The sequence below is a fragment of the Clostridium sp. MF28 genome (genome assembly GCF_002969175.1).
Taxonomy (GTDB): Bacteria; Bacillota; Clostridia; order Clostridiales; family Clostridiaceae; genus Clostridium; species Clostridium beijerinckii.
Window position 1 is genome coordinate 4,029,758 of sequence record NZ_CP014331.1, and the last position, 19,824, is coordinate 4,049,581.

A 19,824-nucleotide genomic window follows, 5' to 3' on the forward strand; every position below is an offset into this window, starting at 1 on the left:
ATATCAACAAGTTTTCGAGATAGGCTATGTGATAAAACTAGTCCTATCTTATTTTTATGTGTATTTTAGGCACACTGATAATTTGTAAATAGATACTGCAGCTTAATAAAGTTTTTTTATTCCTAATTCACTTAGTATAAAAGTGGAGAATATATGAATTATAAAAAGCATTGTCATTAAAAGTTAAAGTAGTTTTTATTAGAAACAATTTATTAATGACAATGCTTTCTATATGAAAGATTAAAATATGTTGATTAGGAAGCTAATGATTTTTCTAAGTTCTTTATAAAAGTATTAAATTCATCAGGTTGACGTTTACCTAAAAGTAAAGAAGTTAATGCAGAATTTATTTTTCCAAATATGTTTCTATCACTTTCTATCTCAGTAAAAATGAGTTTAGTCTCATTTTCAGAAATAGGAATAAGTTGATATCTAGTTATAAAGGATTCTCTTCTATTTCTAGCAGTTATTTCGTAGATTTTATCTCTTTCAAATGCAGTTATTTCAACCCTAAATCTTTTATTCTTCTTTTGCTTAGAATAGGTTCCAACAGCTCTTTTTTCTTTAAAGTCAGGAAAGTTTGCCTTTGCAGATTTTACAAAAGTATTAAATATTTTCTTACAAGAGTGATTAATTATAGATTCGGTAGTAAATGTTTTCAAATTGAATACCCCCTATGCAACTAAATTATAATACCAATTATATACTATAAAATTCAATTTTCAAGTTAACATTAGATCAAAATTATATAGTTAAGTGATATTATAGTAAAATTATAATAACTTCTATATCATTAATTCTAAATATACATTTTGTTAATTACTTACTATACAAAATGTATATTTGATTAAAATGTAAAGGGTTTAATAAATGCTAGTAAATACAATGCTTAGGATAAAATTACAAAAAAGAATTAAGTATGGCATGGAAGTTGCTATATTTAATTTGCGAGAGGAGATATTATTATGGATTTAGAAAACAAACTTATAAACATCATTAATACCGAAAATAAAAAAAATCCACTGACTGATGTTCAAATGGCTAAATTCTTGGGTGTAGCTAGAGAATCAATAACCAATTTAAGAAAAGAATTAAACATAGCAAACTCTAGGCAAAGGCGATATCCATATTTAAAGGTGGCAACATCAACTATATTGAAAAAAAATAAAGACATTGCAGTATCTGAGCTTACTAGAGAACTATTGGCTGAAGGATTTGATGTTTCAAGAAGAATTGTTGAAGAAATATTAGAAAAAGATAATTTTGAAGTTAATAAAGTTAAAGTTGAAAAAGAGGAAGTAACAGATCCTTTTGATTGCTTAATTGGAAGTAATGGAAGTTTGAAAAATTCTATAGAACAAGCTAAATCAGCAATTTTATATCCACCTAGAGGACTTACAACATTAATAGTTGGAGAAAGTGGAGTTGGTAAGAGTAAATTTTCTGAATGCATGTATGAATTTGCAAAGAAAAAGAAGGTTATAAAAGAAAACGCTTCGTTTGTTGTATTCAATTGTGCTGATTATGGTGACAATCCACAATTATTATTATCACTCTTATTTGGACATAAAAAAGGTGCATTTACAGGCGCAGATTCAGATGCATCTGGATTAGTAGAAGAAGCGAATGGAGGAGTACTTTTTTTAGACGAGATTCATAGGTTACCTCCAAAAGGTCAAGAAATACTCTTCTCTATTATGGACAGAGGAAAATTTAGAAGATTGGGTGAAGCCAATTCAGAAAGAAAAGTTAATTTAATGTTGATTGGAGCAACCACTGAAAATGTAGAAGCTAATTTACTATTAACATTTAGAAGAAGGATACCAATGGTAATAAAAATTCCTTCTCTGCATGAAAGATCAATAAGAGAGAAGATTGATATCATCTATAATGAATTTCAAGCAGAGTGTAATAGAATAGATGCTAAAATTTTTGTTGATAAAAAAGTAGTAGAAATACTCGCTCTAAAAAAGTTTAGTGCTAATATTGGTCAATTGCAGAATATGATTCAGGTTTTATGCGCAAGAGCTTTTATGACGTTCATAAATAAGGAAGATATAAATAAAGAATCATTGATAATAGATATGAATCAAATATTAAAGATAAATGACTCGTTTCAAGATATAAAATTTCAGGATATTAATAGAGCAGAGATACGAAAATATGTAAAGGATTCTATATTTATTCCATTTATGTTGGAAAATCAATTAAGAGAAGAATCAACAGAAGTTAGTGAAAGCGCGTTTCCAGAGGATATATATAGGCAGATTGAAAGAAAATATTACGAACTTAAGAAGATAGATATACAAGAAGCAGATATTGAAAGTATTCTCTGGGCATTTATACAAAATAGTTTTACAAATATAGAAACTACTTTTAATTATGAAAAATCATTTTCTATGAATGATTTAAGAAGCTTTGTAAGTGAAGATTTATTAGATTTTATAGAAACTTTTATGGAAGAACTAATTAAAGAGAATCCATCATTAGAAATAAATAAAAATGTATTTAAATACTTAGCTATCCATGTAGAGGAAAGCATTAAAAGGATAAGGTTAAAACAAAAGATAATAAATGTAGATAAAATTATAAGCGATACAACTTATGAATATGAAGTAGCTAAAAGATTTGCTATGGGAGTTGAAAAAATAAAAGACATAGAAATACCTAATGATGAAATTATATTTATAGGACTGTATATAAAAGCAGTACTAAAATCTGAAAATAAAAGAGATAAAGTTGGATTAATGATAATTTCTCATGGAAAAATAGCTACGGCTATAACTAATGTAGTTAAGGAACTTTTAGGAATAAGATTTCCTGTAGCAATAGATATGCCTTTAGATGAGAATCCAATCAATATATATAACAAGGTAGTTGAACTATCAAAAATAATAGATCAGGGAAAAGGCGTGCTCTTCTTAGTAGATATGGGTTCATTAAATAATATAGGAGATATAGTTAATAAAAGAACTGGAATAAAATCAAGAACAATGGATAGGGTAGACCTTATAATCGCATTAGAAGCAGCTAGAAAGATTTCAATAGGAGAAGGGAATCTTGATGAAATATACTTTTCTTTAATGAAGGATAGGATTGGTCATAGATATTTTATGGAAAGTGTATCAGATAAACCAAAAGCAATAATTTCATTATGTCTAACTGGTGAGGGAATGGCTAAATATATAAGTAAGAGTTTAATGGATAAATATAGTGATGTAAACTTCTATGAAATGAGTGCACTAGATGAAGAATTATCAAACAAGATAGTTAAATTAAAAGAAGATAATAATATATTAGCGGTCATAGGAACTATTGATCCAGAAATACAGGGAATAAATTTCATACCATATGATAAAGAAATCTTAAATAATTTAAATATAGATTCATTAGTAAATAAAAGTGAAGAACTAAAAAAATATGAAAGGATTATAGATGAAGATTTATTGATATTTGAACCAGATATATATTTCAAAAAGGATTTATTGGAGTATGTTTGCTCAATACTTATAAATAATGGAAGTGTAGATAAAGAGTATTTATCATCTGTTGTTAATAGGGAAAATTTAGCTCCAACATATCTAAAGGGAGAAATAGCGGTTCCACATGGAGAGTCTTCATACGTAAACAAGACAAGCTTTGTATTTATCAAGTTAAAAAGTCCAATTGATTGGGGGGTTGGAAATGTAAATATAATATTTATGCCAGTTTTTAAAGCAAATGATAAGGTAATTGTAAAAAACACACTAAAAATTTTAGAGGATAAGATTTTCATAGAAAATATGAAGAATAGTTTAACTGAGTTGGAATTTAAAAATATAATTTTAAACAAGTTTAAAGAAATATAACAAATAGGGGGAATAACAATGAATTCAGATTTAATTGCATTAAATTTAGAAGTAAAAAATAAAGAAGAGGTCATACAGGAATTAGGAAAGAGAATGTTTGAAAAGGGATATGTTAAGTCTACTTACATAGATGCTGTTCTGGAAAGAGAAAAGACGCTGCCTACAGGACTTGATATCGGAGAAATGTGTGTAGCAATCCCGCATACAGATTCTAAGCATGTAAATGAATCTAATGTAGCACTAGCTGTTCTAAAGAATCCAGTAGAGTTTAGAAATATGATAGATCCTAGCAAAAAAGTTGAAGTAATGGTTGTATTTTTATTAGCTATAAACGATCCTGATTCTCAGGTAACTTTGCTAAGCAAACTAATGTCAGTTTTTCAAAATGTGGAGTTATTAAAGCAGATAAAGAGTTCATCATCTACAGAGGAAGTAACAAAATTATTAGAATGTATAGGAATATAGTACTTGAAATTATAAAAGATTTTAAGTTTATATAATAAATTTTTGGGAGGAATATATTATGAAAAATGTCAACGTATTATCAGTTTGTGGCTCAGGTACAGTAACATCATCTATGGTCGCAGGAAAAGTTAAAGAAACATTAAAGGAAAAAGGAATAAGCTCTTCTACAACAGAAGCAAGACCAACAGAAGCATTAAATTTAGCACAGTCAGGAAGGTTTGATTTTATTGTTTACACAAGTCCACTACCACCTGGGGATTATAAGATACCAACTATCAATGCATTTGCATGTCTTACAGGAATAGGAGAAGATAAGTTTTTTGAAGACGTATTCAAAACAGTAGACGAACTAAATAAATAGTAAAATATTATTAATAATGGGGGAATTAAATATGTTAGCATTTCTTAAATCAATAATTGACACATTTGGATCAGCAATAATAGTTCCGTTTATTATATTTGTAATAGCAAAAGTTTTCAGAATATCAACTAATAAATCATTTCTTTCGGCTATATATGCTGGTGTTGCCTTGCAGGGCTTTTCACTAATATTGAATTCATTTACACCAATAGTAACACCAGTTATTAATAGAATGGTTGAAAGTACAGGAGTAAACCGTCCAGTGTTTGACGTAGGATGGCAAGCTACATCGCTAGTTGCTTTCTCTTCAAGTGCAGGTATGATATATCTTGGATTAGGAATTCTATTGCAGACTGTATTATTTCTAATAAAGTGGACAGATGTTTTTCAACCATCAGATTTGTGGAATAATTACTCATACATGGTTTGGGGAGCTATGGTTATAGGGGTAACAGGAAGCTTCCCTTTAGGAATAGCATGTATGGTTTTATTGAATCTATACAGCTTACTAATATCAGAATTAGTAGCAAGAAGATGGTCAAATTATTACAGATATCCGAATTGTACAATAATAGCTATGCATAATGTAGAAGCATCAATATTTGCAGTTGCTATAGATCCAATATATAACGCATTAGGATTTAATAAGATTAAACTGAATCCACAACAATTAGAAAAGAAATTAGGATTCTTTGGAGAACCTATGACGCTAGGATTATTTTTAGGAATGTTTATAGGTATATTAGGTAATGTTGCAAGAATAGGAACTATGGAGGCATGGGGAGAAATATTAAAATTAGGTATTGCGACTAGTGCGGTTATGGCTATTTTCCCTAAAGTTGCTAGTATGTTTGCACAAGCATTTTCACCTATAACAGATGGAGCAAGGAAATTCATGCAAAACCAAGGAAATCGTGATTGGTTTATAGCAGTAAACGATGCAGTAGGATATGGTGAACCAGCAACATTGATATCAGGGTTAATATTAATACCATTTATGCTTGTATTAGCAATGATACTTCCAGGAAATCAAGTATTACCTGTAGTTGATTTACTTGCACTTCCATATATGGTTCAAGGTTTAGTTGCCGTATATAACGGAAATATATTTAAAGTTTTACTTTCAGGTATAATATGGTTTGGATTAGGGTTATATGTATGTACATTTACAGCGCCATTATTCACATCGATGGCAGTTGGTGTAGGTGTAGCTATACCAGCAGGTGCTATGATGATTACAAGCTTTAATATACTAGGAAAACCTTTAATGGGATTAGTATTCTTTGCATTCTTAACAGGAAATCCAGTGTTTATTGCAATTGCGGTGGCAGTATATATTGCTTTATGGGCATTGTTTAAGAAGAATAAAAATGCGATTGTTGATTATTTAGAAAGACAAGCTGTAAAAAATATAGGAGAAGATGGGGTAACTCCTAGTATGGCAAGTTAATATAGAAAAATAAATTAAGTGAAAAGTATTCTGTTTAGTAGATAGTCATAGTTGATCTACTGATCAGGATACTTTTTTATTCTTTAGGAATTTATATTTCAGTAAAATCTATGGAAGCTGTACTCCTTAAGGGTATAACTTAAAAAAGTTTGATTGAATAGTTTTTATATTTAAAAAAGAATAGAAAAGAAATCTTATTCGCTTTAACAAAGATAGGTCACAATAAAACCATATGATTTTACAATTTATCATAATGTAATGAGTTTTATAAAATGTAATATAAATCAATTTAACACTTTAAATATAAGGCATATAAAGAAATTAAAATTACTTTTTTGTATGGCACGGAAATTGCTTTATATATTTTCAGAAAGATAGAAAGGGGATGTTTATAGTGACAAATAAAATGAAGGCTTCATTATTATATGGAATAGGAGATGTTAGATATGAAATTGTAGATATACCAGAAATTTCATCTAATGAAGTGCTAGTAAAAGTTAAAAATGTAGGTATATGTGGTTCAGATCTACCAAGAAGTATGGTAAGTGGACTTAGTGGAGGAGCAAAATATCCGATTATATTAGGTCATGAGTTCTCAGGTGAAATAAGTGGGGTAGGATCGGATGTCAAAAATATTCAAATAGGAGATAGAGTTGCAGTTGCACCTTTAGTTCCTTGCGGAAAATGTATTTACTGTAAATCTGGAGATTATGGATTATGTACTGATTATCACATTATTGGAACAAGAGTAAATGGAGCTTTAGCTGAATATGTCAAAGTGCCAGCGGATCATATATTAAAATTACCAGATAGTTTAGATTTTGAAACTGCTGCCGGAATTGAACCAGCAACTATAGCATACCATGGACTAGCAAAAGCAGGTATTAAGGTAGGTGACAGTGTAGTAGTTTTAGGATGTGGGCCAATAGGTCAATTTGCTATACAATGGGCTAAGGTTTTCGGAGCATCTAAAATTATAGCAGTAGATATTTTTAATGAAAAATTGGAGCTTGCTAAAAAATTAGGAGCTAATTATTCAGTCAATTCGAAGGAATCTGATGTCGTGGCTGAAATTAAAAAGATTACAAGTGGTGGAGCTGATGCGGTAATAGAGACAGCAGGAAGCAAATTTACTCAAGAACAAGCCTTACTTATTTCTAAAAAGAAAGGAAATGTGGTATTTGTAGGAATATCTCATACACCACTACCATTAAGTGAATCAGCAACAGAAAGTATATTAAGAGGAGAATTAAAAATTCAAGGATCTTGGAATTCTTACACACAGCCATATCCAGGGAATGCTTGGCATGCAACCGTTGATTTTATGGGAAAAGGAGAGATTGTATTTAAACCTATGATTTCTCATAAGATAAAACTTGAAGAGGTTGGAGAATATTTAAAGAAGATGGCAAATAGAGAAATTAATTTCAATAAAGTAGTAGTAGAAATATAGGTGGTGAATAGTTATGAAAGAAAATTTAAAGAAAATATCTAATAGCATTAGAATGAACATAATTAAAAGTGTATCAGCAGCAAAATCAGGTCATCCAGGTGGATCATTATCAATTGCAGATATTTTAACTGTTTTATATTTTGAAAAGATGAATATTGATCCTAAAAATCCTAAAGACCTAAATAGAGATAGATTCGTATTATCAAAGGGGCATTCAGCACCAGCATTGTATTGCACATTAGCAGAAAGAGGATACTTTCCTAAAGAAGAGCTTTTAGGGTTAAGAAAATATGAGTCAAATTTGCAAGGGCATCCTGATATGAAGAAAGTAATAGGAGTAGATATGTCTACGGGATCACTAGGTCAGGGATTATCAGCTGCGAATGGAATGGCATTAGCAGGTAAATTGGATAAGAGTAGTTATAGAGTTTATTCAATATTAGGAGATGGGGAAGTACAAGAAGGGCAAATATGGGAAGCTGCAATGAGTGCTGCACACTATAAACTTGATAACTTAACTGCTTTTCTTGATTTAAACGGATTGCAGATAGATGGATCTAATGAAGAAATAATGAGTATAAGTCCGATTGACGAGAAGTTCAAATCATTTGGATGGAATGTTGTAACCATAGATGGACATTGCTTTGAAGAGATAAGTAAAGCTATAGATGATGCTAAGGCTACAAAAGGTAAACCAACAATTATAATTTGTAAGACAGTTAAAGGCAAAGGCGTTTCGTTTATGGAAAATAACGTTAATTGGCATGGATCGGCACCAAATAAAGAAGAAACTGAAAAGGCACTAGCTGAATTAGAAGGAGGGGAAAAATAATGGGAGTAGCAACAAGAGAAGCGTATGGACAAGCATTAAAGGAGCTAGCATTAGATAATAATGTTGTTGTATTAGAAGCAGATTTAGGAAAAGCAACTAAAAGCATTGAGTTTAAGAAAATTGCACCAGAAAGATATTTTGATATGGGAATATCTGAAGGAGATATGATTGGAACTGCGGCAGGTCTTGCTACATGTGGAAAAATACCATTTGCAAGTACGTTTGCTATGTTTGCAGCAGGAAGAGCATTTGAACAGATAAGAAATTCAGTAGCATATCCTAAATTAAATGTTAAGATAGTGGCAACTCATGCAGGTATAACTGTTGGTGAAGATGGTGGAAGTCATCAAGCAATAGAGGACATATCTTTAATGAGAAGTATCCCTAATATGGTTGTATTAAGTCCAGCAGATGTTATCGAAGCAAAAAAAGCAATATTTGCAGCGAAAGAATACAATGGACCAGTATATATAAGATTAGGAAGAGCAGCAACTCCAGAAATACACACTGAAGATTATGAATTTAATATTGGAAAAGGTGAAGTATTAAGAAATGGTGATGATGTGGCTATAATTGCAACTGGAATAATGGTAGCAAAAGCTTTGGATGCGGCTCAAATATTAAGTGAACAAGGTATTAATGCAACGGTTGTTAATATTTCAACTATAAAGCCATTTGATAGTAGCTTAATTGTTGAGGTTGCAAAAAGAGTTGGTAAAATCGTAACAGTAGAAGAACATAGCATAATTGGAGGCTTAGGTTCAACTGTTGCAGAAGCTTTAATTGAAGAGTACCCAGTAAAAATAAAGAGAATTGGTATAAATGATGAGTTTGGAAGATCAGGTAACGCCGAAGTTTTATTAGAAAAATATAATTTAACAGCAGAACATATAGTTGAAACAGTAAAATCAATTTAAAGGCAGGGATATAGTATGGAAGTTAAATTATCACCTTCAATATTAGGAGCAAATTTTTTAAAACTCGAAGAAACTATAGTAAAACTTAAAAAGCAGGGGATTAAAGAATTACACATAGATATAATGGATGGACATTTTGTACCTAATATTGCTTTTGGAATAGATCAAATTAAGATGATTAAACAAATTGCGTGTGATATAGAATTAGATGTACACCTAATGGTAACAAATCCAGAGATATTCATTGATGCGTTGGTTGAAGCTGGTGCGAATACAATAACAATACATCAGGAATCTTCTCCACATATATATAACTTAATGTATATAATTAAGAGTTTTGGGATAAAAGTTGGGGTAGCATTAAATCCGGCAACACCAATAAATACATTGAAACATATAAGTCATATGGTAAATAAAATATTAATAATGACTGTAGAACCAGGATTTGGAGGACAAAGCTTCATTGAACCTATGATGGAAAAGATTCATGAAGTAAGCAATTTCATAAAAAGCGAAAATATAGAATGCGAACTTCAAGTTGATGGAGGAATAAATTTAGAGAACATAGGTAAAGTTGTTGAAAATGGAGCAACTAATATAGTAGTTGGATCGGCAATATTTAGAGAAGAGGATATTGATTCAACAATAAAAAGATTTAGGGAAGCAATACTTTAACTAAGCTTATAAAATGAAGGAGCTGAAATACATGATAGCAATAGGAGCAGATCATGGAGGATATAAATTAAAAGAACTTATTAAGGGATATTTAGATAAAAACTCGATAGAATATATCGATGTTGGCACATTTTCAGAAGATAGTATAGATTATCCTCAAATAGCTATGGATGTAGCAAATAGGGTATCTATAGGAGATTGTGAAAAGGGAATACTTTGTTGTGGAACTGGTGTTGGTATGTCTATCGTAGCAAACAAAATAAAAGGTGTAAGAGCAGCATTAGTTGGAGATTGTTTTACTGCGAAAGCTACCAGAGAGCATAATGATTCTAATGTACTTTGTTTAGGTGGAAGAGTAATTGGCGAAGAATTAGCTTTAATGATAGTAGATATTTGGTTATCCACAGAGTTTATAGGTAAGCATCATGTTAATAGACTTAATCAAATAAAAGAAATAGAAGAAAAATTTAAATAATATATTAATTAGGAGAGTGATTATTAATGTTAGAAGAATTAAAGAAACAAGTTTTAAAGGCAAATTTAGAATTACCAGCAAAGAAACTTATAACTTATACATGGGGAAATGTTAGTGGGATTGATAGAAGTACTGGATTAGTGGTAATAAAACCAAGTGGCGTTGAGTATGATAATATGACTTTAGAAGATTTAGTAGTTGTAGACTTAGAAGGAAACGTAGTTGAAGGTAGTTTAAAGCCTTCATCAGATACACCAACACATTTAGAACTATATAAAGAGTTTGATGAAATAGGTGGAATTGTTCATACACATTCAACTTGGGCTACTATATGGGCGCAAATAGGAAGAGCTATACCAGCTTGTGGAACAACACACGCAGATTATTTTTATGGAAGTATACCATGCACAAGGAAAATGACTAAGGAAGAAATAAGTAGAGCTTATGAAAAGGAAACAGGAACAGTTATAATTGAAGAAATAACAGGAAACAATCCGTTACACTGTCCAGGTGTAGTTGTAAATGATCATGGTCCATTTGCATGGGGAAAAAATGCAGAAGAAGCTGTTCATAATGCCGTAGTCATGGAAGAAGTTGCGAAGATGGCATATTTCACTGAATTGTTGAGTCCAGGCAATATTATGGACAAGATGCTTATGAATAAGCACTTTTTAAGAAAACATGGTAAAAATGCTTACTATGGACAAAGCAAGTAACTTCCTTTAAAAGCAAGATAGGAGAATATGCTTATTTTCCTATCTTTTTATCTAGGTTATAGATATATGGAATTAAAGAAGTATCCTTTTTTGCGGGGAAATTATGCATGGACAAAAATGGGGAGGGTTTATTATGCTGCAAGAACTTAAAAGACTACAAAGCGGAACGGATATAAGGGGAATAGCTATAGAACATGAAGGAACTAAAAATCTTACGCCTAATTTAGTCAATAATGTCGGGTTTGGTTTTGTAGAGTGGCTTAAAAAAACTAAAGGACTCAGTAATAAAAATATAAAAATAGCAGTTGGCATGGATTCAAGGTTATCTGGACCAGAATTGAAGAAATCATTAATAGAAGCTTTAGTTGATTCTGGTTGCAATGTTTATGATTGTGGAATATGTACAACTCCTGCAATGTTTATGACAACTATATTAGAGAATTATTCATGTGATGGAGCTGTAATGATAACAGCAAGTCATCTTCCGTATTATTATAATGGATTGAAGTTTTTCACTAAAGAAGGTGGATGTGAAAAAGAAGATATTGAAGACATAATTGAATGTTCTAATTCAGAAAAAAGGAACTGTATTACTAAAGGATTAGTTGAAACAATCTATTTTATAGATGTTTATTCAAACATCTTAGTTGATAAGATACGAAAGAATGTAAATTCAAAAACAAATTATGAGAGACCTTTAGAGGGAACCAAAATAATTGTAGATGCAGGAAACGGAGCAGGTGGTTTTTTTGCATATAAAGTTCTAGAGAAATTAGGTGCGAGTGTTGAGGGAAGTCAATTTACAGAACCGGATGGAAATTTTCCTAACCATATTCCTAATCCAGAAAATGAAGAAGCTATGAATTCTATAAAAGAAGCAGTACTTAATAATAAAGCTGATTTAGGAATAATTTTTGATACAGATGTAGACAGAGCGGCTATAGTTAGTAGTGATGGAAAAGAAATAAATAAAAATGCACTTATAGCATTGATATCTTCAATAGTGCTAGAGGAAAATCCAAATTCAATTATCGTTACAGATTCAGTAACCTCTACTGGACTTTCAGATTTTATAACTAGTTTAGGTGGTATCCATCATAGATTTAAAAGAGGATATAAGAATGTAATAAATGAATCTAAAAGGTTAAATAAAGAAGGAAAATTAAGCTGTTTGGCAATAGAAACATCAGGACACGCATCTTTAAAAGAAAATTACTTTTTAGATGATGGGGCATATTTAATAGCCAAAATACTAATTAAGATGGCTAAGTTAAAAGATGAAGGAAAAGAAATATCAAGCCTTATAGAAAATTTGAAATATCCTAAGGAAAGTATGGATATGAGAATAAACATAAAGAGGGAAGATTTTAAATCATATGGAGAAATGATAATAGAAGGCTTGAAGAAATATGCAGATCATGTGAATGGATGGACCATTGAACCTAAAAATTATGAAGGAATAAAGATAAATTGCGATAAAGAAAATGGAGATGGCTGGCTATTGTTAAGATTATCGCTGCACGAGCCTGTACTGCCACTAAATATAGAATCGGATTCGGAAAACTCTATTAACATGATATTAGAAAGATTAATGCCATTTTTAAGAAAATATGAAGATTTGAACTTAGATAACTTTAGCAATATATTTGAAGTACAATTAAAAAAATAATAAGGGCATTTTGGACTTGTTATTTTCTCTCATATGCCTTAAATGATTTTTGATTGGAGTGATTGTATTGAAGATAGCAGCCTCAATAATGTGCGCGAATCAATTAGAACTTCATAGTGAACTAAAAAAATTAGAAGATGCAAAGGTTGATTTATTACATTGCGATGTAATGGATGGAGTTCTTGTTAACAATTTAGCTATGGGACCTTATGTATTGGAACAAATAAAAAGTGTTACCAATATTCCTCTAGACATACACTTGGCAACTGTAGACACACTGAAATATATAGATATGTATAGCTATCTAAATCCAGAATATATATCATTTCATATTGAAGCAAGTAAAGATGTAGAAATAGATATAAAGAAGATTAAATCAAGAGGAATAAAAGCATCAATTGCTATAAGTCCAGAAACGTCATTAGAAAGCGTAAAACCATATTTACAGGATATAGATATGATTCTTGTTATGACTGTTAATCCTGGTTTTTCAGGACAAAAGTTTAATTATAAAGTTCTTGATAAGTTAGATGAATTAAATAAATATTTATCAACACTTAGTAATAGACCATTAATAGAAGTTGATGGATGCATAAATAAAGAGACAGTTAAGGAATTAAAACATAAACAAATAGATGTTTATGTTTTAGGTACATCTGCATTATTTAACAATAAAATAGAGGATTATAAATCTAAGATAAATGAAATAAAAGAAATTAAATAATAATTTTCGCCAGTATTTAAGTATAAACCAATAATCACATACAAGAATATTAAATAGTATAATCATGCTTTCACAATTTTAAATTTTTATTAAAACTGCTACAGAGAAATTTTTGTAGCAGTCTTTTTTTTCATAAAGATATTTATATATGTTGATATAATAAATTTACAATTAGGCCTATAGTAAGCTAAGCGTTAAAATAAGATTGTAATTTAGAAAATTGAGTGTAATATATATTTACGGGGTGTAAAGAGAAAAATTTATATTAAAGAGAGATTATAATATTTAAATTTGAAGGAATATAAAAATATTATATAGGCAAAAGTACATGTAGTAATTAAAATAATATTATGAAGATATATTGCATTACATAAGATACGGGGAGGAAATACAATGTTAAAGATAGGTTGCCATTTATCGGCTTCAAAAGGATTCAAGAATATGGGAGAAGAGGCTATTAGTATAGGCGGAAATACATTTCAATTTTTTACTAGAAATCCAAGAGGTAGTAAAGCAAAGACTATAGATGAAACAGATATAAAAGAATTTTTAAAGTTAGCAGAAGAAAATAATTTCTCTAAAATATTAGGCCATGCACCATATACATTAAATGCTTGCTCTGCAGATGAGAACACAAGAAATTTTGCAGTAGAGATAATGAAGGATGATTTAGAAAGGATGGAGTATATTCCTAATAATCTTTATAATTTTCATCCAGGCAGTCATGTTAAGCAGGGTGTGGAGATTGGAATTAAATATATTTCAGATATGCTAAATACAGTTCTTAAGCCGGAACAAACAACTACTGTATTGCTCGAAACAATGGCAGGAAAGGGCACAGAAATTGGACGCACATTTGATGAATTAAAAGAGATTTTAAATAATGTAGAATTATCACATAAAGTAGGTGTTTGTCTTGATACGTGTCATGTTTATGATGCAGGGTATGATATTGTTAATAATTTAGATGAAGTAGTAGAACAATTTGATAAGATAATTGGCTTAGATAAATTATGTGCAATACATTTAAATGATAGTATGAATCCATTTGGAAGTCATAAAGACAGGCATCAAAAAATAGGAGAAGGTTCTATTGGATTAGAGGGAATTAAGAATATTATTAATCATCCAATGTTATGCAATTTACCATTTTTCCTTGAGACACCAAATGAGCTTGACGGATATGCAAGGGAGATAGAATTATTAAAGAGTATATATCAAAATTAAAAATATTTATTGATAAAATTATATGCTGTGTATAGCGTAATTTTACTAATCAAATTGCATAATGAATAAAAAATAATAATATAGCAATATTACTTCTATAATAAATATTAAGTAATATAGAGAATTATGATATACTTAAGCTGTTAAAATATACATAAAAGGTGGAAAAAGTTATGAGGATCACGAAGAAGAAAAGTTTTGTTTTTATAACAATTATAATGGGAATATTTTTATTGGTAGGTTGCGGAAATAAAAATGCTAGCAATGGAAAAGGGGAAGCAGATAATTCCTCTAAAACAAGTGAAAGCAATGAGGAAACTCCATCAGGAAATAGTAAGGACCTGCCAATAGCTACTATAAAAGTAGAAGGATTCGGAGAAATTCAAGCTGAATTATATCCGGAAATTGCTCCTAATACTGTTAACAACTTTATATATTTAGCCAATAAAGGCTTTTATAACAATTTAAAATTCCATAGAGTAATTAAAGGGTTTATGATCCAAGGAGGAGATCCTAAAGGAAATGGAACCGGTGGGCCAGGTTATTCAATTGAAGGGGAATTTACTTCTAATGGTTTTGCAAACAGTTTAAAGCATACAAAAGGAGTATTATCTATGGCAAGAGCACAAGATCCTAACAGTGCAGGAAGTCAATTTTTTATAATGTCAGGAGATGCACCAAATCTTGATGGAGAATATGCTGCTTTTGGAAAAGTAATATCAGGGTTAGATATAGTAGATAAAATTCAAAATGTAGAAACTAGTTCTGCTGATGCACCTAAAAAGGATGTTGTAATTACATCAATAACTGTTGATACAAAAGGTGTTGAATACAAAGAACCGAATAAAAAGTAAATTTATAAATGTAGCTTATAATCTAAGAATAAATGATTTAGTGGAGAATTATATGACTAATATTAATCATATAAGTCTCCACTAAAATTTTATCAGGCATTTATTGGATAGCTTGAGTAATGGAGTTTATTTTATCACTGGGATGCTTATTCCAATTATTTTTCCAAGATTTAATACATTCATATAGGATTATAATTAACATAGCAAGTATTATAACTGATAACACGGTTAATGTAGTCTTACCATTTGGAATATAGTTATTAAAGATATTTTCAATAGAAGCTGTTGAAGTTGTTATAGCGATAAATATCATAGGTAATATTGTTATAGGGGTATATTTCTTCTTGCCCATCTCTATAAGTACAGAAGTTCCGATTGCAAAAGCAATTGCGGCAAGAGTTTGATTGGCGACTCCAAATAGAGGCCAAATAGTTGAAATGTTACCACTATAAAGTAAGGCTCCCCAGCTAAGTGACATTAATGCACTGAAAAATACTAGATTAAATTTAGAATCTTTTTTAGCAAGTGGTTTGCACATTTTGCCAAAAAGATCTTGTAATAAATATCTTCCTATTCTTGTTCCTGAATCTATAGTTGTTAAAATAAATAATGCTTCAAACATTATACAGAAATGATACCAATAAGACATTAAGGTTGATGCACCAGGTAGCTTTTGGAATACATATGTCATACCAACGGCTAGAGATACAGATCCACCAGGCCTTCCAGCAAGTTTCTCACCAACAAGTGATTCGAGCATTCCTAAATCTTTTGGGACCAAATTTAATTTATCAAAAACTTCTGGCAAAGAGTTTATGGCAAAATAGTCAGCTGTAGGCAATGAGGTAGCTGCAATCAATGCCATTAGGGAGACAAAAGCCTCAAGTAACATAGAACCATAACCTATTGGAAGAATATCTTTTTCGCTCTTTATTAGTTTTGGAGTAGTTCCAGTGCTAATAAGTGAATGGAACCCAGATAGCGCACCACAGGCTATTGTTATGAATAAAAACGGAAATACTTTACCGCTAACAACTGGACCACCACCATGAACGTATTGAGTTAGTGCAGGCATTTCTAAATTTGGTCTGACTATTATTATACCGATAACTAAAGCACCAATAACTCCAAGTTTCATATAAGTACTTAGATAATCACGAGGTAATAATAATAGCCATACAGGTAAAGCCGCAGCACAGAATCCATAGATTACTAATATTACAGATAGTTGTTTAGTATCAAGAGTCAAAAAATTACCAAGAGTTGTACCTTCAATTTGTGGTCCAAAGATAACTGCAAGCATTATTAAAGCCATACCTATTATAGTAGCCTCACCTATTTTACCAGGTCTAATGTATTTTAAATAAATTCCTATAAAAATTGCGATTGGAATAGTAGCTCCAACTGTAAATGTACCCCAAGGGCTATTATAAAGTGAGTTAACGACTGGCAAGCCAAGACCCGCCATTGTAATTATTAATATGAAGATAACTGAAATGGAAGTAATAAAGCCAATTCTTTTTCCTAATGTATACTTTGCAATTTCTGCTATGGACTCACCATTAAACCTAACTGATGAGAAAAGCATTATCATGTCATGAACTGCACCTGCAGCAACGGAACCAATCAATATCCAGAGCGTACCAGGAAGGTAACCAAACTGGGCGGCTAAAACGGGTCCGATAAGAGGACCAGCTCCTGCAATAGCCGCAAAGTGATGACCTAGCAGAACCCACTTATTTGTTGGAACATAATCCTTGCCATCATTGTATATTTCTGAAGGAACTTTTTTAGATTCGTCTAAAACCAATACCTTTGCAGCAATGAAAGCACCGTAGAATCTGTATGATAGTATTAGAATTAAAGCACCAATGATAACTAAAACAATAGAATTCATATCTACATCCCCTTTGTGTAAATGTTTTCTTACATATATAATCTAACATCAGAAGTAAATAGTGACTATATTTTGCATGTGAAATGCTATATTTAGTGGATGAATTAACAAAATATTGAGGCGGTTTGCAGTAAGTTTTTATATAAAGGAAGTAAAAATTGAGATTTTATTACATAGTAGTATAATTTATGTATATAGAGGTAAAAGGGAGGTGATAGCATGTTGATGGTGAATATGCTAGAGAGAATGGCACTTATAACAATATTTATATATGTAATATTACAGACTAATATTATGAAGTGTTTCGTTAAGGACAAGTTTGATAGAAAAGATAACATAATGATGATTCTGATATTTTCACTCCTTGCTATTTTAGGAACTTATTTTGGAATATATATAAAAGATCAATCATTAGCAAATAGCAGACCAGTTGGAGCAATAGTTGCAGGATATTTAGGGGGACCTGTTATTGGAATTATAGTTGGATTTATAAGTGGATTGCATAGGTATTCGTTTGGAGGATTTACGGCGTTAGCTTGCGGATTATCAACAATTGTAGAAGGTGCAATAGGTGGAGGATTTAGAATATTATTTAAGAAAAAGGGCCTAAATCCAGCTGTTGCAGGGTTAGCAGCAGTAGTCGCAGAAATTACTCAAATGATAATCATATTAATATTTTCTAAAGATATAAATTCAGCGATAGAGCTTGAGAAAACAATAGCATTATCAATGATACTTATAAATTCTATTGGTGTATTTTTAATAGTTATGGTAATTGAAAGCTCAAAAAAATTGGTTGATGGTGAAGTAAAACTTATAAAATTAAAAGAAGAAAATAAAGTAGCAGAATTAAAGGCTTTAAAAGCACAAATAGAGCCTCATTTTTTATTTAATTCTCTTAATGTGATAAGTGCATATTGTAGAACTGATGGAGAAAAGGCAAGGGAACTTATATTAAATCTTTCAAATTATTTTAGAGCTACGCTAGAAATAGAAGGAGATTTTTCTACATTAAAAAAAGAATTGGCTTTGATAAAGGCTTATGTAGCAATTGAACAAGCTAGATTCTCAAATAGACTAGAAGTGAAATTTTTAATAGATGATAATTTACTAGATATAAAATTCCCAATACTTGTACTTCAGCCAATTGTGGAAAATTCAATTAAGCACGGAATACTGAAAAAAATTAATGGTGGTATAGTAACAATTTCTATTAGAAATGATGAAAATGACGTTAGTATTGAAATTAGTGATAATGGGGTAGGCTTTGAAAATGCAGATGAATCTTTATCAACTGGACTTGGCCTTAAAAATATCAACAATAGACTTAGATTATTATATGGAGAAAGTTACTCTTTAAATATAGTAAGTTCAAATAATGGAAGTAGTGTTAATTTTAACATTCCAAAATAATTATTATAATTAATGGGGGGAATTAAATTGAAATTACTAGATGAGATAAAAGTAGCAATAGTTGAGGATGAAGCAATATCCAGCGATGAATTAAAATACATAATATCTAAGGATGGCAGATTTAAAGTTGTAGGGCAAGCATATGATGGAATAAGCGCATTAACTTTAATTGAAAGCGAGGAGCCAGATATTGCTTTTATTGATATTAATATTCCGGGAAAAAACGGAATAAAATTGGCAGAAGAGGTAAAAGTGATATTTCCGGATATAATTCTAATTTTTTTAACGGCATATGATACTTATGCAATAAAGGCTTTTGAACTTAAAATTTATGATTATATACTAAAGCCATATGATGAAAAGAGAATAGCGGAATTATTAAATTGTGCGTTAAATACAATTAGTAATAGAAATGAAAATGAAATAATTAATATATTAAGTAAGCTTGAAAATAAACAAGCATTGAAGAAAATCCCGTGTGAGAACAATGGAAAAATAATTCTTATCGATATTAACAAAATTTCCTTCTTTTATTCAGAGGGAGAGAGGAATTATGTTAAGACTAATAAAGAGATTTATTGTACAACAAAAACTTTACAAGAGCTAACGGAGAAAACAAATTTTTTTAGATGCCACAGGAGTTACGTAGTTAATCTTGAAAAAGTTAAAGAAGTTTACCCTTGGTTTAACGGTACTTATAAGTTAATTATTGATGATAATGAAAATAATGAAATACCGGTGAGCAGATCTCATGTTAAGGAAATAAAGATTATTTTAGGACTTTAGTACTAGCTCCAGTTTTAGAAGTATATAAATTTTAGAAGAATATTAATTAAAATTGAGTTTTT

The 19,824-nt window shown here is 30.4% G+C and carries 18 protein-coding genes; 16 read left to right on the forward strand and 2 right to left on the reverse strand.

All coding sequences use genetic code 11. The features are described 5' to 3' along the window. Positions 1 to 254: 254 nt before the first annotated feature. The gene (locus AXY43_RS17770; RefSeq protein ID WP_011967888.1) at positions 255 to 662 is read right to left on the reverse strand and encodes a DUF3284 domain-containing protein; all 408 of its coding nucleotides are present in this window, start codon (positions 660 to 662) and stop codon (positions 255 to 257) included. A 303-nt stretch (positions 663 to 965) separates the two neighbouring features. Between AXY43_RS17770 and AXY43_RS17775 the strand changes: the two genes are divergently transcribed. The 14 genes from AXY43_RS17775 to AXY43_RS17840 all read left to right on the forward strand — a co-directional run bounded on the left by AXY43_RS17775 (position 966) and on the right by AXY43_RS17840 (position 15,666). Further along, a complete protein-coding gene (locus AXY43_RS17775) occupies positions 966 to 3,848 on the forward strand; it encodes a sigma 54-interacting transcriptional regulator (RefSeq protein WP_105411894.1) in 2,883 nt (960 codons plus the stop codon). A gap of 18 nt (positions 3,849 to 3,866) precedes the next feature. After that, positions 3,867 to 4,313 (forward strand): PTS sugar transporter subunit IIA, encoded by a 447-nt coding sequence (locus AXY43_RS17780; RefSeq protein WP_023973698.1) that lies wholly within the window; start codon positions 3,867 to 3,869, stop codon positions 4,311 to 4,313. A 58-nt stretch (positions 4,314 to 4,371) separates the two neighbouring features. After that, the gene (locus tag AXY43_RS17785) at positions 4,372 to 4,674 is read left to right on the forward strand and encodes a PTS sugar transporter subunit IIB (RefSeq protein WP_011967891.1); all 303 of its coding nucleotides are present in this window, start codon (positions 4,372 to 4,374) and stop codon (positions 4,672 to 4,674) included. Between the two features lie 31 nt (positions 4,675 to 4,705). Further along, entirely contained in the window at positions 4,706 to 6,124 is a 1,419-nt protein-coding gene (locus AXY43_RS17790) for a PTS galactitol transporter subunit IIC (RefSeq protein ID WP_077830856.1), read from the forward strand. 385 nt (positions 6,125 to 6,509) lie between these two features. Beyond that, complete coding sequence (locus AXY43_RS17795) at positions 6,510 to 7,577, forward strand: galactitol-1-phosphate 5-dehydrogenase (RefSeq protein WP_034850487.1); 1,068 nt, start codon at positions 6,510 to 6,512, stop codon at positions 7,575 to 7,577. A gap of 13 nt (positions 7,578 to 7,590) precedes the next feature. Then, complete coding sequence (locus tag AXY43_RS17800) at positions 7,591 to 8,409, forward strand: transketolase (RefSeq protein WP_105411895.1); 819 nt, start codon at positions 7,591 to 7,593, stop codon at positions 8,407 to 8,409. Continuing rightward, positions 8,409 to 9,326, forward strand: a complete 918-nt coding sequence (locus AXY43_RS17805) for a transketolase family protein (RefSeq protein ID WP_011967895.1) — start codon at positions 8,409 to 8,411, stop codon at positions 9,324 to 9,326. Before AXY43_RS17800 ends, AXY43_RS17805 begins: the two co-directional genes overlap by 1 nt. Positions 9,327 to 9,341: 15 nt before the next feature. Beyond that, positions 9,342 to 10,001: a ribulose-phosphate 3-epimerase gene (gene rpe, locus AXY43_RS17810; protein WP_077830859.1), complete on the forward strand. Its 660-nt coding sequence runs from the start codon at positions 9,342 to 9,344 to the stop codon at positions 9,999 to 10,001. Positions 10,002 to 10,032: 31 nt separating this feature from the next. Next, positions 10,033 to 10,476 (forward strand): ribose 5-phosphate isomerase B, encoded by a 444-nt coding sequence (gene rpiB, locus AXY43_RS17815; RefSeq protein WP_105411896.1) that lies wholly within the window; start codon positions 10,033 to 10,035, stop codon positions 10,474 to 10,476. 26 nt (positions 10,477 to 10,502) lie between these two features. Continuing rightward, positions 10,503 to 11,192 carry an L-ribulose-5-phosphate 4-epimerase gene (araD, locus tag AXY43_RS17820; protein WP_105411897.1) on the forward strand — a complete coding sequence of 230 codons (690 nt, stop codon included), beginning with the start codon at positions 10,503 to 10,505 and terminating at the stop codon, positions 11,190 to 11,192. Positions 11,193 to 11,325: 133 nt separating this feature from the next. Beyond that, positions 11,326 to 12,861, forward strand: coding sequence for a phosphomannomutase/phosphoglucomutase (locus tag AXY43_RS17825; protein ID WP_105411898.1), 1,536 nt, complete (start codon positions 11,326 to 11,328; stop codon positions 12,859 to 12,861). 58 nt (positions 12,862 to 12,919) lie between these two features. Next, entirely contained in the window at positions 12,920 to 13,585 is a 666-nt protein-coding gene (locus AXY43_RS17830) for a ribulose-phosphate 3-epimerase (RefSeq protein WP_242986178.1), read from the forward strand. A gap of 393 nt (positions 13,586 to 13,978) precedes the next feature. After that, on the forward strand, positions 13,979 to 14,812 hold the full coding sequence (locus AXY43_RS17835; RefSeq protein ID WP_105411900.1) for a deoxyribonuclease IV: 834 nt from the start codon (positions 13,979 to 13,981) through the stop codon (positions 14,810 to 14,812). Positions 14,813 to 14,985: 173 nt separating this feature from the next. After that, positions 14,986 to 15,666, forward strand: coding sequence for a peptidylprolyl isomerase (locus tag AXY43_RS17840; protein WP_105411901.1), 681 nt, complete (start codon positions 14,986 to 14,988; stop codon positions 15,664 to 15,666). A gap of 100 nt (positions 15,667 to 15,766) precedes the next feature. On the opposite strand, the gene AXY43_RS17845 is transcribed toward AXY43_RS17840, so the two are convergent. Beyond that, positions 15,767 to 17,563: a carbon starvation CstA family protein gene (locus AXY43_RS17845; RefSeq protein WP_105411902.1), complete on the reverse strand. Its 1,797-nt coding sequence runs from the start codon at positions 17,561 to 17,563 to the stop codon at positions 15,767 to 15,769. Positions 17,564 to 17,782: 219 nt separating this feature from the next. Here AXY43_RS17845 and AXY43_RS17850 point away from each other — a divergent pair, with 219 nt between their 5' ends. Continuing rightward, positions 17,783 to 18,976: a sensor histidine kinase gene (locus AXY43_RS17850; RefSeq protein ID WP_105411903.1), complete on the forward strand. Its 1,194-nt coding sequence runs from the start codon at positions 17,783 to 17,785 to the stop codon at positions 18,974 to 18,976. 27 nt (positions 18,977 to 19,003) lie between these two features. Then, on the forward strand, positions 19,004 to 19,762 hold the full coding sequence (locus tag AXY43_RS17855; protein WP_105411904.1) for a LytR/AlgR family response regulator transcription factor: 759 nt from the start codon (positions 19,004 to 19,006) through the stop codon (positions 19,760 to 19,762). Positions 19,763 to 19,824 lie beyond the last annotated feature (62 nt).

Excerpts from the sequence above, each read along its gene's own strand:
- araD (WP_105411897.1), top strand. The coding sequence starts at position 10,503 with ATGTTAGAAGAATTAAAGAAACAAGTTTTAAAGGCAAATTTAGAATTA.
- AXY43_RS17835 (WP_105411900.1), top strand. The coding sequence starts at position 13,979 with ATGTTAAAGATAGGTTGCCATTTATCGGCTTCAAAAGGATTCAAGAAT.
- AXY43_RS17845 (WP_105411902.1), bottom strand. The coding sequence starts at position 17,563 with ATGAATTCTATTGTTTTAGTTATCATTGGTGCTTTAATTCTAATACTA.
- AXY43_RS17775 (WP_105411894.1), top strand. The coding sequence starts at position 966 with ATGGATTTAGAAAACAAACTTATAAACATCATTAATACCGAAAATAAA.
- AXY43_RS17850 (WP_105411903.1), top strand. The coding sequence starts at position 17,783 with ATGTTGATGGTGAATATGCTAGAGAGAATGGCACTTATAACAATATTT.
- AXY43_RS17825 (WP_105411898.1), top strand. The coding sequence starts at position 11,326 with ATGCTGCAAGAACTTAAAAGACTACAAAGCGGAACGGATATAAGGGGA.
- AXY43_RS17805 (WP_011967895.1), top strand. The coding sequence starts at position 8,409 with ATGGGAGTAGCAACAAGAGAAGCGTATGGACAAGCATTAAAGGAGCTA.
- rpiB (WP_105411896.1), top strand. The coding sequence starts at position 10,033 with ATGATAGCAATAGGAGCAGATCATGGAGGATATAAATTAAAAGAACTT.
- AXY43_RS17785 (WP_011967891.1), top strand. The coding sequence starts at position 4,372 with ATGAAAAATGTCAACGTATTATCAGTTTGTGGCTCAGGTACAGTAACA.
- AXY43_RS17795 (WP_034850487.1), top strand. The coding sequence starts at position 6,510 with ATGTTTATAGTGACAAATAAAATGAAGGCTTCATTATTATATGGAATA.
- AXY43_RS17790 (WP_077830856.1), top strand. The coding sequence starts at position 4,706 with ATGTTAGCATTTCTTAAATCAATAATTGACACATTTGGATCAGCAATA.
- AXY43_RS17840 (WP_105411901.1), top strand. The coding sequence starts at position 14,986 with ATGAGGATCACGAAGAAGAAAAGTTTTGTTTTTATAACAATTATAATG.
- rpe (WP_077830859.1), top strand. The coding sequence starts at position 9,342 with ATGGAAGTTAAATTATCACCTTCAATATTAGGAGCAAATTTTTTAAAA.
- AXY43_RS17780 (WP_023973698.1), top strand. The coding sequence starts at position 3,867 with ATGAATTCAGATTTAATTGCATTAAATTTAGAAGTAAAAAATAAAGAA.
- AXY43_RS17800 (WP_105411895.1), top strand. The coding sequence starts at position 7,591 with ATGAAAGAAAATTTAAAGAAAATATCTAATAGCATTAGAATGAACATA.